This window comes from Thermosynechococcus sp. FA-CM-4201 (genome assembly GCF_054689355.1).
The window spans coordinates 2303787-2317723 of the sequence record NZ_CP079920.1 but is presented as its reverse complement, the minus strand read 5'-3'; the positions used below and the strand labels follow the sequence as shown (position 1 = coordinate 2317723).

At 51.4% G+C, this 13937-nt stretch carries 9 protein-coding genes; 5 read left to right on the top strand and 4 right to left on the bottom strand.

Annotated features, from left to right (window positions below):
- The first annotated feature begins 2 nt into the window (after positions 1-2).
- Positions 3-611: a recombination mediator RecR gene (recR, locus tag KV190_RS11280; protein ID WP_460193435.1), complete on the top strand. Its 609-nt coding sequence runs from the start codon at positions 3-5 to the stop codon at positions 609-611.
- A 1-nt stretch (position 612) separates the two neighbouring features.
- Here recR and KV190_RS11275 read toward each other — a convergent pair whose 3' ends face one another.
- On the bottom strand, positions 613-1317 hold the full coding sequence (locus KV190_RS11275; RefSeq protein ID WP_206199796.1) for a response regulator: 705 nt from the start codon (positions 1315-1317) through the stop codon (positions 613-615).
- Positions 1318-1556: 239 nt separating this feature from the next.
- Here KV190_RS11275 and thrS point away from each other — a divergent pair, with 239 nt between their 5' ends.
- Complete coding sequence (thrS, locus tag KV190_RS11270) at positions 1557-3374, top strand: threonine--tRNA ligase (protein WP_460195280.1); 1818 nt, start codon at positions 1557-1559, stop codon at positions 3372-3374.
- An 8-nt stretch (positions 3375-3382) separates the two neighbouring features.
- On the opposite strand, the gene KV190_RS11265 is transcribed toward thrS, so the two are convergent.
- From KV190_RS11265 to KV190_RS11255, 3 genes are read right to left on the bottom strand one after another with little or no spacing between them, the layout of a single operon-like run.
- Positions 3383-6916 (bottom strand): Eco57I restriction-modification methylase domain-containing protein, encoded by a 3534-nt coding sequence (locus tag KV190_RS11265; protein WP_460193432.1) that lies wholly within the window; start codon positions 6914-6916, stop codon positions 3383-3385.
- 60 nt (positions 6917-6976) lie between these two features.
- On the bottom strand, positions 6977-7606 hold the full coding sequence (locus KV190_RS11260; protein WP_460193431.1) for a hypothetical protein: 630 nt from the start codon (positions 7604-7606) through the stop codon (positions 6977-6979).
- A 23-nt stretch (positions 7607-7629) separates the two neighbouring features.
- On the bottom strand, positions 7630-10995 hold the full coding sequence (locus KV190_RS11255; protein WP_460193430.1) for a helicase-related protein: 3366 nt from the start codon (positions 10993-10995) through the stop codon (positions 7630-7632).
- A 206-nt stretch (positions 10996-11201) separates the two neighbouring features.
- Here KV190_RS11255 and KV190_RS11250 point away from each other — a divergent pair, with 206 nt between their 5' ends.
- The 3 genes from KV190_RS11250 to KV190_RS11240 all read left to right on the top strand — a co-directional run bounded on the left by KV190_RS11250 (position 11202) and on the right by KV190_RS11240 (position 13901).
- On the top strand, positions 11202-11858 hold the full coding sequence (locus KV190_RS11250) for an NAD(P)H-dependent oxidoreductase (protein ID WP_460193429.1): 657 nt from the start codon (positions 11202-11204) through the stop codon (positions 11856-11858).
- Between the two features lie 172 nt (positions 11859-12030).
- Complete coding sequence (locus tag KV190_RS11245) at positions 12031-13221, top strand: RNA-guided endonuclease InsQ/TnpB family protein (RefSeq protein WP_460193428.1); 1191 nt, start codon at positions 12031-12033, stop codon at positions 13219-13221.
- A gap of 173 nt (positions 13222-13394) precedes the next feature.
- Positions 13395-13901 (top strand): GNAT family N-acetyltransferase, encoded by a 507-nt coding sequence (locus KV190_RS11240; RefSeq protein ID WP_225901709.1) that lies wholly within the window; start codon positions 13395-13397, stop codon positions 13899-13901.
- The last annotated feature ends 36 nt before the right edge of the window (positions 13902-13937 follow it).

The following is a 13937-nucleotide window of genomic DNA, read 5'->3' as shown; positions in this document are numbered from 1 at the left end:
CCATGAGTAGTGTCTATACCCGTCCCCTTGCTCGTCTCATTGAGCAGTTGCAACGCCTGCCGGGCATTGGCCCGAAGACCGCCCAACGTCTTGCCCTTCACCTGATCAAACGTCCCGAAGCCGATATTCAAGCCTTGGCGCAAGCGCTCCTTGAGGCGAAACAGCAGGTGGGGCTTTGTTCGGTGTGTTTTCACCTCTCTGCCGAACCCGTGTGTGACATCTGTGCCTCGCCTCAGCGGGACAATCATCTCCTTTGTGTGGTAGCTGATTCCCGCGATGTCATTGCCATTGAAAAAACCCGCGAGTACCACGGTAAGTACCATGTCTTGGGGGGACTCATTTCTCCCCTAGAGGGCATCACCCCAGAACACCTGCACATTCAACCCCTAATCCAGCGGGCAAGCCAAGCACAGGTCAAAGAAGTGATTTTGGCCATCAACCCCAGTATTGAAGGGGAAACCACCACCCTCTATGTGGGGCAGCTTCTGCGGCCTTTTGTGAAGGTCACTCGCATTGCCTTTGGCCTACCAGTAGGCGGTGATCTTGACTATGCCGATGAAATGACCCTTGCCCGTGCCCTTGCCGGTCGCCGCGAAATTGAATGGCAGTAGCTTAGTGCCCTCCCTGCAATCGCCGCAATGCCGTCACAATTTGGTGGATGGCTCGCTTCAGTTGCTCGACCTCGTGGTGTAACCGCTGGTTTTCCGCTTCCAAAGCGGCGAGGCGATTGTCATCTCCACCACTACCTGTTGCCGCCGGTTGCTGTTGCAGTTGAGCAACCGTTGCTTGGAGTTGGGCAAAGTCATTTGCCTTGACAGATTGTGCCTGCAACGCTTGAATGGCGCCTTCAAGGGCAGCCAGTTTGTCATAGACGGGGGTGAGATCCACAGCAACGGGAGCCGCAACTTCCGCAGGTGCTGCTGCTTTGACGGGTCTGGGCTTGCGGGCTTTGCGAAAGGCCTCTTGAATCGCTGCTTCGAGTTGTTCTTTTTCAAAGGGTTTCTCAATAAATTCAAACCACTCAAAGGGTTCTTGGAGCTTTTCGGTGACTTCTTCTTTGCGCCCTGACATAATCACGAGGGGGATGGCGCCAAGGAGATCATTTTTCTCCAATTCTTGATAGACTTCCCAGCCGCTCACCTTCGGCAGCAGAAAATCCAGCATGATCAACGTCGGCTCAGACTGCTCAATGAGTTGCAGACCTTCACGGCCATCCTTGGCCTCAAGAATTTCATAGTCGCCCTCTGGCAACATCTCGCGGACGCGCATCCGGATTACTTTACTGTCATCAATGACAAGGACTTTGCGGCTAGTCACGGAAACACTCCATTCTATACAAGATTCCTATAGCAAGAGATTGTGAATAGAGGGCGGCAGTGGCATGACCACTACGTGATTTCAACCTTAGCATAGCCCTATCTTTGTCAGTTGGCCACCGGCGATCGCCCCCCAGTCGTCGCGAAAAAATTCGCTGCACAGCGCCCCCCTTGAGGGCAGCAGAATGTCACAATAGAAGTCTCAGCCTCATTAAAGATTTGTTAGATAGATCACCCCCTATGCCAGAGTCTGCTGCTGCCCCTATCTACCTTCCCAAAACCAGTGAGTCGGAGCGGATCAAGCGTATTCGCCACACCACGTCCCATATTTTGGCAATGGCAGTCCAGAAGCTGTTTCCCAAGGCACAGGTGACGATCGGCCCTTGGATTGAGAATGGGTTTTATTACGATTTTGACCACCCAGAACCCTTCAGCGAAAAAGACCTGAAGCTGATTGAAAAGGAGATGGTCAAGATCATTAAGCGCAAGTTGCCGGTGATCCGCGAAGAAGTGACCCGTGAGGAGGCCGAGCGCCGCATTCGGGAGCTGGGGGAACCCTACAAACTGGAAATTCTCCAAGACCTCGAGGAGCCAATTACGATTTACCACTTGGGGGATGAGTGGTGGGATCTCTGTGCGGGACCCCACGTTGAAAATACGGGCGAGATTAACCCCAAGGCGATCGCCCTTGAAAGTGTTGCCGGTGCCTACTGGCGCGGTGATGAAACCAAAGCCCAACTTCAGCGCATCTACGGTACTGCATGGGAAACCCCAGAACAACTGGCGGAATATAAACGCCGCAAAGAAGAAGCTCTCCGCCGCGATCACCGCAAACTGGGCAAAGAACTCGGACTCTTTATCTTTGCGGATCCGGTCGGACCGGGACTGCCTCTATGGACCCCCAAGGGAACCATCCTGCGCTCAACCTTGGAGGACTTTCTGAAGAAGGAGCAACTCAAGCGCGGTTATCTCCCGGTGGTGACGCCCCACATTGCTCGGGTGGATCTATTTAAGACCTCTGGCCACTGGCAAAAGTACAAGGAGGATATGTTCCCCCTGATGGCTGAGGATGCTGAGGCTGCCGCCCACGAGCAGGGGTTTGTGCTCAAGCCAATGAACTGCCCCTTTCACATTCAAATCTATAAAAGTGAGTTGCGTTCCTACCGTGACTTGCCCCTACGGTTGGCGGAGTTTGGTACGGTCTATCGCTATGAACAGTCGGGAGAATTGGGGGGCTTGACGCGGGTGCGGGGCTTTACAGTGGATGACTCCCACCTTTTTGTCACGCCGGAGCAGTTGGATGCTGAGTTTTTGAATGTGGTTGATCTCATTCTCTCGGTCTTTCGCTGTCTGCGTTTAAGTAAATTCAAGGCACGGCTGAGCTTCCGCGATCCCAAATCCGACAAATACATTGGCTCCGATGAGGCTTGGTCAAAGGCGGAGTCCGCGATTCAGCGAGCTGTAGAACAGTTGGGCATGGAGCACTTTTTGGGGATTGGTGAGGCTGCTTTCTATGGGCCGAAACTGGACTTTATCTTTGAGGATGCCCTCGGTCGCGAGTGGCAGTTGGGAACGGTTCAGGTGGACTACAATTTGCCTGAGCGCTTTGATTTGGAATACGTTGCTGAGGACAATACTCGCCGCCGACCGGTCATGATTCACCGTGCCCCCTTTGGCTCGCTGGAGCGGCTCATTGGCATTCTCATTGAGGAGTATGCAGGGGATTTTCCCTTCTGGCTGGCACCGGAGCAAGTGCGCCTCTTGCCTGTGGGGGATGAGCAACGTCCCTATGCCGAAGGTGTGGCCACTCAACTGCAAGAGCAGGGCGTGCGCGTCAGCGTGGATCGCAGTGGCGATCGCCTCGGCAAACAGATTCGTAACGCTGAAACCCAGAAAATTCCTGTAATGGGTATTATCGGTGCCAAGGAAGTCGAAAGCGAGACCGTGAGTATCCGCACCCGTGCAGCCGGAGATGTCGGCGCCTTCCCCGTTCAAGAACTGATTGAAAAACTCACCGCTGCTATGACTGCAATGGATGCCGATATTCAGTGGCAATAGTGGGCAATTCACAGACCGTTGGCAATATCGCGATAGGCTTGGAGGGCAGCCTGCTTGGTGGCATCAGGCACGAGGGGAAACGTGCTGAGAATATGCTGGAACTCCTCCTCAGTTAAGCCGTAGAGGTGGGCAACAATGCCATCGAGTTCTGCCCGCAACTTTGCTCGCTCCGCCTCATCTGTGACCCCCACAATCTTCCCGCTTTTGTTACTATTTACTTCTGCTAGCAGGTCATCATATTCTGGCGTGGTGCAAATCAGCTTCCCTGCCCGCTCGACAATCTCAGAAAACCATGGGTCGCCTTCTTGGAGCCGAGGAACAGGCAATTGGTAAATAAAGAAGAAAGACAAATGAGCTGTAACACGCCGTCGAAGATATGCATCAATAACAAATGAATTCATTAAAGAGCATAAGAATATCCTTTCATTGTCCCTCATTCCCATACTATTTCGATTAAGTCCGTTTTTGTTTGGTTGTGTATAATACACCTGCTCTAGTGACATTGTGTGAGGGCAGAAAACTTTTGGTGGGATAACAGTACAGATCATTGTTCGTTCATCAGTATTTCTTGCAACGTCTCTAAAGCCCAACCGATAGCACTGATAATCAAGCTTTTGCCCCGTATCAACGACGTTTTTGCCTAGCAATGCTTTGCGGCCTTCTTTTTCCTCGATCCAGTAGCGGGGTGGAGCAAACTGATGGGTAAACTGATGAATCATCTTGCCTTCGTAGAGGGGCAGTCGGCCGGGGGCTGGCTCGGTCTTGAATAGATGACTGTCATTCGTCATGTGAAATTCCGTAGTCAGTTTAAGGTTCCATTTGCCCTCGATCGTTTCTCCCAATAAAGGGAACCGCAGCATTTTTTCAGCAATGGTAATGTCAATCGCTTCCTTAAACTCCATAATTGAGAGAGAGTCGGGGGACAATTTGCGGATGAGTGGCACTTCCAAGATAATATCCTCTGGTGCAGGAAATGCAGCTAGCTCTGCCACCTCATGGCGCATAAAGCGTACTGGAAAGGTGTCTGTGTGTCCACCTTTTTCAAACGTGAGAATGACAAATTTGAAACGGCTATCTACCCCCTCAAAAATGGCTCGACGATTCTCAAAGCCGAATAAACCAGTGATCTTCGTCTGGGAAAAAAGCATTTCCCGCAGTTGTTTTGTGCCCAAATCTGTATAGATACCGCTGGGGATGACAATACCGCACTCACCCCCTTGGCGCAGCAGATGATAGCAACGCTCTAGGAAGAGCTTGTAAAGGTTAATGTCTGTGCCTGCCTTTTTGCCATTGACCATTGAGATTTGATTGATATAGTCTTCAGCCGAACGGAAATAGGCGCTCACATGGGGAAATTGACTTTGATATTCATTCCAAGCCTTGGCAACTTCTGGATTTTTCAGCAGTTTGCTTTTCTCTTTTTCAAAGGTTTTGATGTCCATTTTGTTTTTCGTGACCACGGCGCTGTATTTGGCAAAGAATTCTTTGGCCTGTGGCTTGAAAATTTCCCACGGTGGATTGGTGATGATGGCGTCAAAGCCTCCCCGCGCAAAGACGGTATCGAAGTGGTAGCCCCAATGAAAGGGTTTTAGGGCGTTGATATCCTCAAGGGTGAGGAGACGTTTCTTGGGCTTGCCGTTGAGTTGGGCTTCTTCGTATTTGATGCCGAGGCGCTGGCTAAATTCCTCAAGGAGCAGTTGGTTGAGTTTCCGTTGCGCTTCGCGGTTGAGCTTGTCAATGTGATCTCGCAGTTGTAGGAGGCGGGTTTCTTGGGGCAGGTCCTGATCGTCAGGCTGAAAAGCGTGTTTCTTGTAGAGAGCAATGCTGTGATTTTTGTCCGCCAGAATCTCCTGATAGGTGGTTGCTGCCAAAGGCTGGAGCAGGTTCCCCTGCAAGACACTCTTGCCCCCTGTTTGGGTGTTGGGAGCAGACAGGCGATCGAACCCTTGGGCATCCACACGAATCAAGCCAATGAGCGAGTTCCCCGCCATGATGTTGAAGTCAATGTTGGGCAGCGGCTCCAGATCAGTAACGGTTTTAGCGGATGCCACCAACGCGAGGAAAAGACGCAGCTTAGCAATTTCTGTGGCTTCTGCCATGATGTCCACACCGTAGAGGTTGTCGGTAATGATCCGCTTTTTGATGTAGTACTCGATGGAGGGATGCTTCGCCGCTTCCTGTAGCCATGCCCTCACCCTCGATTCGCTAGATTCTGGGGGTAATGCCGCAGCCGAGGGCGGAACATCTTTTAGCAATGCCTGCGATCGCGCGACGACGTGGGTGTAGATATTGATCAGTGTTTTCATCGCCGCCACCAGAAACGCCCCCGAACCACAGGCAGGATCGAGAAGGGTAAGGCTGGGTAATAGGTCGTTGAGCAGGCGATCGCACTGAGGAAGATCAAGGGTTTGAATAACGGTTAGCAGTCCTTGCTCAGCAACTTCGGGGCTGAGGGGTGCAAGACGCTCAAGGAGGAGCTTATTGATGGTGCGATCGCACAAATACTCGGTAATTTCGGGGCGGGTGTAGTAGGCGCCAAACTCCTTTTGGTTGATGTACTTTTCAAAGATGTAGCCCAAAATGTCGGGGTTAATTTCGTTGGGGTCTTTGTCGGGGCGATCGTCCAGGTGCCAAGAATAGCGGCTAAAGAGGTCAAGAACCTCGCGAAAGACAGCATTATCAATCTGAATCTGGGGATACTTTTGCTCAATGGGGTGTTGCAAGAAGAGGCCGCCGTTGAGGTAGCAAATCTGGCCAATGCGTGCCTTGGTTTCGGGCGATCGCAAGGGTTCTGGCTGCGCAAATCCCTCAAAAAAGAGCGTCTTGAGAAACTCGTAAAAAGATTGCTGGTGGTTTTGGCACTGCTCCAGTTTGTGCTGAAGATAGAGGGAGTCTTGGTGATTCAAGAAATAGCGCCGTTGCAGGAAATAGACAAACATCAAACGGTTCAACAACACCGAAGCATACCAGCGGCGATCGTCGGTATCCTCAATTCCCGCAATTTGCAAACAAAAGCGTTGATGGAGTTGCTCAAAGTCTTGGAAAAACTGCCGCGTAACCTGCTCAACATCAAACCCCTGCTTCACCTTCTGCACAATGTCCACATGGGTAAGCTGCGACTCCTCAGAAATCGGCACCACCAATGCTTCTAGCTTTTGCAGCAGAGGTTCTGGATCGTTCTCGACTTTGTAGGAGTGCGATCGCACCTGCTTTTGGCTGCCGGATTTAGACTTGAGCCAAAGCCACTCCTGCCGCGTTTTGTCGTGATCTGCCAAAATCAATAGGTGAGATTTGCTGTATGCTTGCAGTTGACGCTCCAACTTCGATCGCCCAGTGCGATCGGGCATCTTGGAGACAAAACATTGATAGACCTTGAAGCCCCGCTTTTGGGCGATCGCGCTCACCTCAAACACTTCACTGGCGATCGCGAGTGACACTGTCTCAGGCGGATCGACAATATCCCAGCCAATTTCCTCAATAAACAGAGACTCAAAATCAAAGGCTTTTAGGTATTGGTGGGCACGGGGGCGATCTAGACGCATCTTCACTGACTCAAGCGGGGGTTACATTTCCAAAAATATAGGGCGTAAATAACAGCAACCTTAGGGCTGCCTTTGAGATAAGGCTAATAAATTCTGTTCACACTCCTGAAAAACAAAGGACAAAATACCTAGAACTTGGGGGAGATTGCCAATGGCGTATAGCTCAGACCCGTACACTGCTCCCGCCAGCGTTAATTTGTAAAATTGCCACCCCTCTCCATTGGTCACAATACCATAAATATCCAGATTTCGACCAATTTCTTTGTTGTTGTATTGGCAGGCTTTCATCTCCGGCAGGCATTGAGCAAGCCCCTGCTCAAAATCATCCCTTTTGGCCTCCACAATGCAAACGAATGGCGCTTCTAAATAGGCCTTACGTTCTGCCACCAGATAGTCCACATACCCCGTGGTCTGCTCATCCGCTAGGGGGGCTGACTTCCAGATTTTCAAGTGCTTAAACTGCCGTAGGGACTCTTGGCAAATGGCATCAATTAAAAGTTTTTTTGATTCCTCGCTACTGCGCAGATCAAAGACTTCAGAAATTTGCCGCAGGTTTTCCTCAAAAAACTCACTGGGGGCGATCGGTGCCACAGACAGCTTCCAAGGAATGATTTCTTGAATGCCTAGGTACTTGAAGGCTTCAGCGTAGGTAAAACTGGAAAAATGCTTCTTTTTGATCCGCGTTGCCATTCTCTGCTACTCCTGTTGCCGCTCTACGTGTTGCTAGCAAAAATGCCCATTGAACAGATAATTTGCGCACCGTGCCGCTGCTCCTCAGGGTTGATGACGCAAAGAGCATTGTGTTCCCGCAAAAAAGTTACCAGCTTGGCCAACTCTTCATCCTTGATGCCTGCTTTGAGTTCGCGACTGAGGTGGGCGATCGCCTGTTGCCGCAGGGGATACTGATTGATGTCCTGAATGGCTTGCTTCAACTGTTCCCACTCGACTCCCGTTGCCAAGATTGGCGTTGTTGCTTGGATGTGCTCCACATAAGCCATCAGGCGATCGTAAACCCGTGCCGCTGTGCTGCGCTGATTACCAAGGCCACCAGCCACTGTTTTCGTTTGCTCTGCAATGAGAGTAGCCCCCCGGGCCACAAGGTCATGGTGTTGGGGATGGCGGGGCATTGCTGGCGTATCGAGGGAGCACCTAGCCATGCGCAGGATGCGGGGCTGGGATTGGGTGACGCTGTTGCCGTCTTTGTCCACCCATGCAAGGGCATCGGTACCATCCTCTGTCCGCAAATAAACCAAGACCCCCTCTGGATCCGCTGCTGTCGGCTGATGCTGGCGGGTGGCATACACCACATTGGGCAGCCGTTCAATCGTGTTCTTGAGGGAAGGGTTAGCATCAATGGCATTCTGCCAAATTTGCAGTGCCTCTGACGGCAAGTCCACATCCCCTTCGTCCACCTCCTCTAGGACGCTGGCGTGTTCGTGGTAGAGATTCAACAGCACCTCCCGCGCTTGCTCATCCTCAAAAAAGGCCTCATCGGTACCCACCACTTCTTGGTTTTGTTGCAGGCGATCGCGCAACCGTCCCCGCAGGTTAATAATCCGTTCAATGCCATCGGCGGGCAAAAAGGAATAACACAGAATCTCCGCTGCCTGCTGACCAATGCGATCAATCCGTCCGGCCCGTTGCACCAAGCGAATAATTGCCCACGGCAAGTCAAAGTTCACGATAATGGCGCAGTCTTGCAGATTTTGCCCCTCACTCAACACATCAGTCGTAATCAAGATGCGCAACTGCTCATCCTCAGGAATTGATTTACCGTTACTGCGCGGACTAAAGCGCCAGACAACACTGGTGGGGTCATTGGATTGCCCCGTGACGACGCCCACTTGACTCATCCCTGAAGCTTGGAGCGATCGCCATAAATAATCTGCAGTATCCGCAAACTGAGTGAAAATCAGGACTTTATCGTTGGGGTGCTGCTCCTGAAGTAAAGCCATTAAAGTGGTGAGTTTATTATCAGTGGCTGGCTGCCAAACCCCTACCTCGCTGAGAATGCTGGTTAAAACTTGAACATCCTCTTGTAAATGCTGCTTTAAGTCCTTGCCAAATAAGCTGGGGCGAATCCACTTAAAACGGCGCTGATACTGTCCTTGATAAGCCTCGTAGAGTGCTTTTGCCCGTTCCTTGAACTGCTCAGGGGTGTCCTTGGCCGCCACAGATACCCCCAAATCAGCCACGGGGGCTTCCTCCTCTTCCTCCATCAATTCTTCCGAGTCATCGTTATCCCACTCCAAAAAGCTAATGTCTTGGGTGCCAATGGGTAAGGGTAAGTCGTTGTCAATCGCATAGAGATAGACATAGTTCCGTAGAATATGTCGCTCCAAGGATTGCAAAAAGGCAAAGCCACTACTTTCTAGCCGCTTGAAGAGATTGGTACGGCAAAAGCCCATCAGCCGCTTCCCTGCTTGGGAAAGATTCTCTAGGAGTTGCTTCTCCGCGTCGTTGGGCGGGAGTGAGGGTTTGGCAGCAGCGTATTGACCCAAGCCATAGCGAGGTAGGTGTAAATCATTCAAGCGGTCAACCACCGCATCACTGTAGAGGTGGGCATAGGGATCGGTGTCCTCCACGGCAAATCGCAACGTGCGGGGTCGACGTACAGGAAAGTACGATCGCTGGCCATCGGCAAATTCCACGTAGTAGCGATCGCCCTCCCGCTTGGCGTAGGTGGCCTTAATAAAACTGCGGGTGCGGCGCACCATATAGCGGCTCATCAACTGCTGCCAATCTTCCGGTTCAGCACTTTGCTCGAAGGCCAAGAGCGATCGCACAGGAATCGCATTGTGCTGTCGGCGGAAGGCCAACTCCCCACCCAATTCGCGAATATAGGCTTCAGGCTTAATCCCCAAATCCGTCTCAGGCCGCAAAAACAGGCGCAACTGTGCCGACAGGTCAAGGTAGGACTTGTTATAGGGCGTAGCCGTGAGGAGAATACAGCGACTACCACTTTGCTCAATGTAGTCTTGAATGGCTTGGTAGCGCTTGCCCTTGGGATTGCGCAGGTTATGGCTCTCATCAATTAACACCGTGCGAAAGCGTGCCGGAACATCGGGGAGTTCCTCAATCACACGGCTCATGACTACTACCTTGCCCCGCAAACCGTAGTGATCCACATAGCTTTGCCACATCCTTTGTAAATTTTTCGGGCAAATAATCAGCGTGCTCGTGCCATACTCTTCCTCGAAAATGTGGGCGATCGCTGTAGCCACCAGCGTTTTGCCCAAGCCAACCACATCCCCAATCATCACCCCATTGCGTTGGCTGACATAGTGAGCAGCAATTCGCACCGCCGCTTCTTGAAAAGGCAACAACCCAAAACGGGCAGGAACGTGATAGCGGCTGAGGCCATCCCGGGCTTCTTGGGACAGGTGGTAAGCCATCTTCAGATAGACGTAATAGGGCTTCAGAAGGCCCCCTGCCCAACTCTCCTCAATAATTGTGGCTAGCTCTTGGGTAATGTCTAGGCAAAACCGATCTTGCCAGCGATCCTCAAACCATCGGGCTAGTTTCTGAGCATCATCCGCATCCACCACTTGGACATTCAGTTCCCCTTGGGACTTGAGACCCGACAGCGTGAGATTACTGCTACCGACATAGCCAACAATGGGAGTGACCGCATCGTTGCGGTAGAGGAGATACAACTTGGCGTGCAGAGGATGACGCAAAAAAAGCTTGACTGTGAGATGCCCCTTGAGCAACTGCTGGCGTAAGCGCTGTAACCCCGCTTCATCGGCGTCCGTGGGTGCACCGTAGGTCAATTGCTGGCGAAATTGTTGCGCCATGAGTTCCTTGAGGCGATACGCTTGCCCCTGATCCATCCGCTCAGACCCAAGACCAATGGCAAGGGCACGCTGAAGCTCTTCTGAGGGCAGCCGCTGCATCCCCACGAGCAAACGACAGCAATTCCCGTTTTGCCCCAAAAACTGCTCAATATACGAGTCAATAGCACGCCAGCCCCGCAGGTTAAAGTAACCCACGCAAAAGTCTGCTCGGTAGGCTTCCTGTAAGCGGTCTTGCAGCTCTGGCAATAAAGATTGCTCTATGTTGTCATAAATCCGTGACATTCTGGGGATTCTCCCCTAGCCAGTGATGGTGGTGGTGTAGGCGTACCCAATATTTTACGAAATAAATTTGATGACAGAATTGCCCTCAACACTGGAGACAGGTTGACCTCACCCTTACAGTTTGTCAAAATGAGCGGCGAGTGGTACTCGCGATCGCGTAGCGTATCCTTCGGGTAATCGCTCTAACAAATTCTCTAGGGAACAGAATGACTGAAACGCCGATTTCACCAACAACGGTTTTACAACAACTGCAATGGCGCTACGCCACGAAGAAATTTGACCCCGATCGCAAAATTCCTGCGGATCTGTGGCAAACACTTCTACAAAGTCTGGTACTGGCTCCCTCTTCCTTTGGCCTGCAACCGTGGAAGTTTTACGTCATTGAGACGCCTGAGCTGCGCCAAGCCCTGCTCCCCCACACTTGGAATCAACGGCAGGTGGTGGATGCCTCCCACTTAGTGGTATTTGCCATTAAAACCAATCTCAATGCTACGGATGTCGATCGCTACCTTGCGCGGCAAGCGGAAGTCCACCAAACCGCAGTGGAAAACCTGCAAAAGTATGGGGATTTGGTCAAGGGCTTTTTGCAGTCACCCCCTTACCCCCTCAATGTGGATGAATGGTCAACCCGCCAAGTTTATATTGCTTTGGGTCAGTTTATGGTGACGGCAGCTCTGCTGGGCATTGACACCTGCCCGATGGAGGGCTTTCTGCCGCAGGAATATGATTGTCTTCTTGATCTGCCTGCCCAAGGCTATCATGCAGTCGTTTTGTGTGCAGCGGGCTATCGAGCGGCTGACGACAACTATGCGACTTTGCCCAAGGTGCGCTATCCCCTAGAAGCGGTTGTGGAAGTGCGCTAAGGTTCACTGAGTGACAGCAATGGGCTTTAGCCCGCCGCAAGCTGCTACGGTTTTAACCTAAGCAGTTAGGCGCTTTCTGGCTTCAGCCACTCAAGGAGTTTAATTTTTCGATAGAGCCGCTGATGAAGAAGCACTGAGCTACAATGGCAAGACAAAAGCTACTTATCGCCCAATGAGCTATACCGTCCGCAAGTTAAAGATTGGCAACAGCGAACAAATGCAAACGCTTTCCCGTGCAGCGGGCGAGTTGTATTCACGGACGGTTGTCAGTTTTTGGCGAACGGTTCGTAAGAAAGGAATCTGGCTTAAATCATCTTCTTTAATGCGTTGGTTGCCCAACGACCCTGAAAATCAGCTCCACGCCCATTCTGCGGATGCAGTTGTCCAAAGCTTCTTCGCTTCCCTCAAGTCTTGGCGCGAGAGACGCCAATCAGACCCAGACGCACGTCCGCCGCGCAGACGCAGGCGGTTTTATAGGGTGCAGTGGAAATCATCGGCTATCAAAGTAAAAAATGGGAAGCTGTACTTGTCTAACGGACGGGACAACGAACCATTAGTCATTGATTGGGCATGGGACACTCCAAAGATGGTTGAAATGGGCTGGGACGGCGAGCAGTATGAACTGAGGGCGATTTACCAAGACGAACCTGTTGCACCTATCGAGGAAGGCGCCGTAGTAGGCGTAGATTTAGGCGAAATCCACCTTGCAGTTGTCCATGATGGCGAACAGACTTTTATTCTCAATGGGCGATTGTTACGTTCCAAGCGTCGTTATCAAAACAAGCTCAAAGGCAAGCTGTCTTCGCTAATTGACACCAAAAAGCCCGGTTCAAAGCGCCGTAAACGGCTAATTAAATCAAAGCGCAGACAACTTTCAAAGCTAAGCCATCAGATCAAAGATATTCTGCACAAGCAAACCAGCAAACTTGTTTCCACGTTCAAAGCTAGAAACGTGCAAACCGTTGTAATTGGGGACATTCGCGATATTCGCAAGTCAGCCAAGTACAGCAAGAAGGCGAATCAAAAAATCCACCAAATGCCGTCAGGACAAACCCGCCAGATGCTTGAGTACAAATGTCATCGAGCGGGCATGAAAACCGTTCTGCAAAATGAAGCGTACACGACTCAAACTTGTCCTGCCTGTGGAAAACGCCACAAACCATCAGGGCGAGAGTATCGCTGCGCTTGCGGATTTCAATTCCACAGGGACGGCGTGGGTGCGATAAATCTTCGCAGAAAGTATCTGGGTCTCATGGCAGTCCCAGTAGTTGGGGTCATGGCTCCCCCCATTGGGTTAAGGTTTTATGCTCATACCCGATGTAGCTCATTGCTTAACAGCATTGAGAAGCCGCCGTCCCTTTAGGACGTGCGGAGAGTCACCCCGCTGGACATAGGCTAAGCTAGAAATAGCTCGGTACCAACGTTTGTATGTCTTTGCACACCGATGATCCCATTGACCACAATTTAGTTGATTTAGAAATCGTTCCCGCTAAAGAAGAAGAGCGCTCTGAACCCACCAACATTATTATTCGCGAGATGGGCATTGATGACATTGCCCCCGTGTTTCACCTTGGCGAGGAACTCTTTACCAGTGATCTGTATCCCTCGCTTTATCGCATTTGGGATGAATGGGAGGTCATTGGTTTCTACAACACTGATCCAGAATACTGTCTGGTGGCCGAAGCCGACTCGCAAGTGGCAGGGTTTATCTTGGGCACAATTATTAGTAAAGCCCCTTGGGTCTATGGCTACATTAACTGGCTGGGGGTACATCCGCAGTATCAACGGCGGGGTATTGCCGACAAGCTGGTGGATAAGCTCATCGAACGCATGATTGAAGAAGGAGCACGGTTTATGCTGGTGGACACCGACCCTGCCAATACCCCCGCAGTGAAGTTTTTTACCCGTAAGGGCTTTGGTAATCCTCGGCGGCATGTCTTTTTTTCGTTAAACTTAACCAAGCACGAAATCTATGGCCGGCTAATTGCCTACGAGCGCGATCGCTCCGAGCGGTTGACCTATCGCCGTCCGCGCCGCCGCTAGCAAGCTGAAATCTAGATCGTCGTTCCTTGGAGGTGT

Excerpts from the sequence above, each read along its gene's own strand:
- recR (WP_460193435.1), top strand. The coding sequence starts at position 3 with ATGAGTAGTGTCTATACCCGTCCCCTTGCTCGTCTCATTGAGCAGTTG.
- thrS (WP_460195280.1), top strand. The coding sequence starts at position 1,557 with ATGCCAGAGTCTGCTGCTGCCCCTATCTACCTTCCCAAAACCAGTGAG.
- KV190_RS11265 (WP_460193432.1), bottom strand. The coding sequence starts at position 6,916 with ATGCGTCTAGATCGCCCCCGTGCCCACCAATACCTAAAAGCCTTTGAT.
- KV190_RS11260 (WP_460193431.1), bottom strand. The coding sequence starts at position 7,606 with ATGGCAACGCGGATCAAAAAGAAGCATTTTTCCAGTTTTACCTACGCT.
- KV190_RS11255 (WP_460193430.1), bottom strand. The coding sequence starts at position 10,995 with ATGTCACGGATTTATGACAACATAGAGCAATCTTTATTGCCAGAGCTG.
- KV190_RS11250 (WP_460193429.1), top strand. The coding sequence starts at position 11,202 with ATGACTGAAACGCCGATTTCACCAACAACGGTTTTACAACAACTGCAA.
- KV190_RS11245 (WP_460193428.1), top strand. The coding sequence starts at position 12,031 with ATGAGCTATACCGTCCGCAAGTTAAAGATTGGCAACAGCGAACAAATG.
- KV190_RS11240 (WP_225901709.1), top strand. The coding sequence starts at position 13,395 with ATGGGCATTGATGACATTGCCCCCGTGTTTCACCTTGGCGAGGAACTC.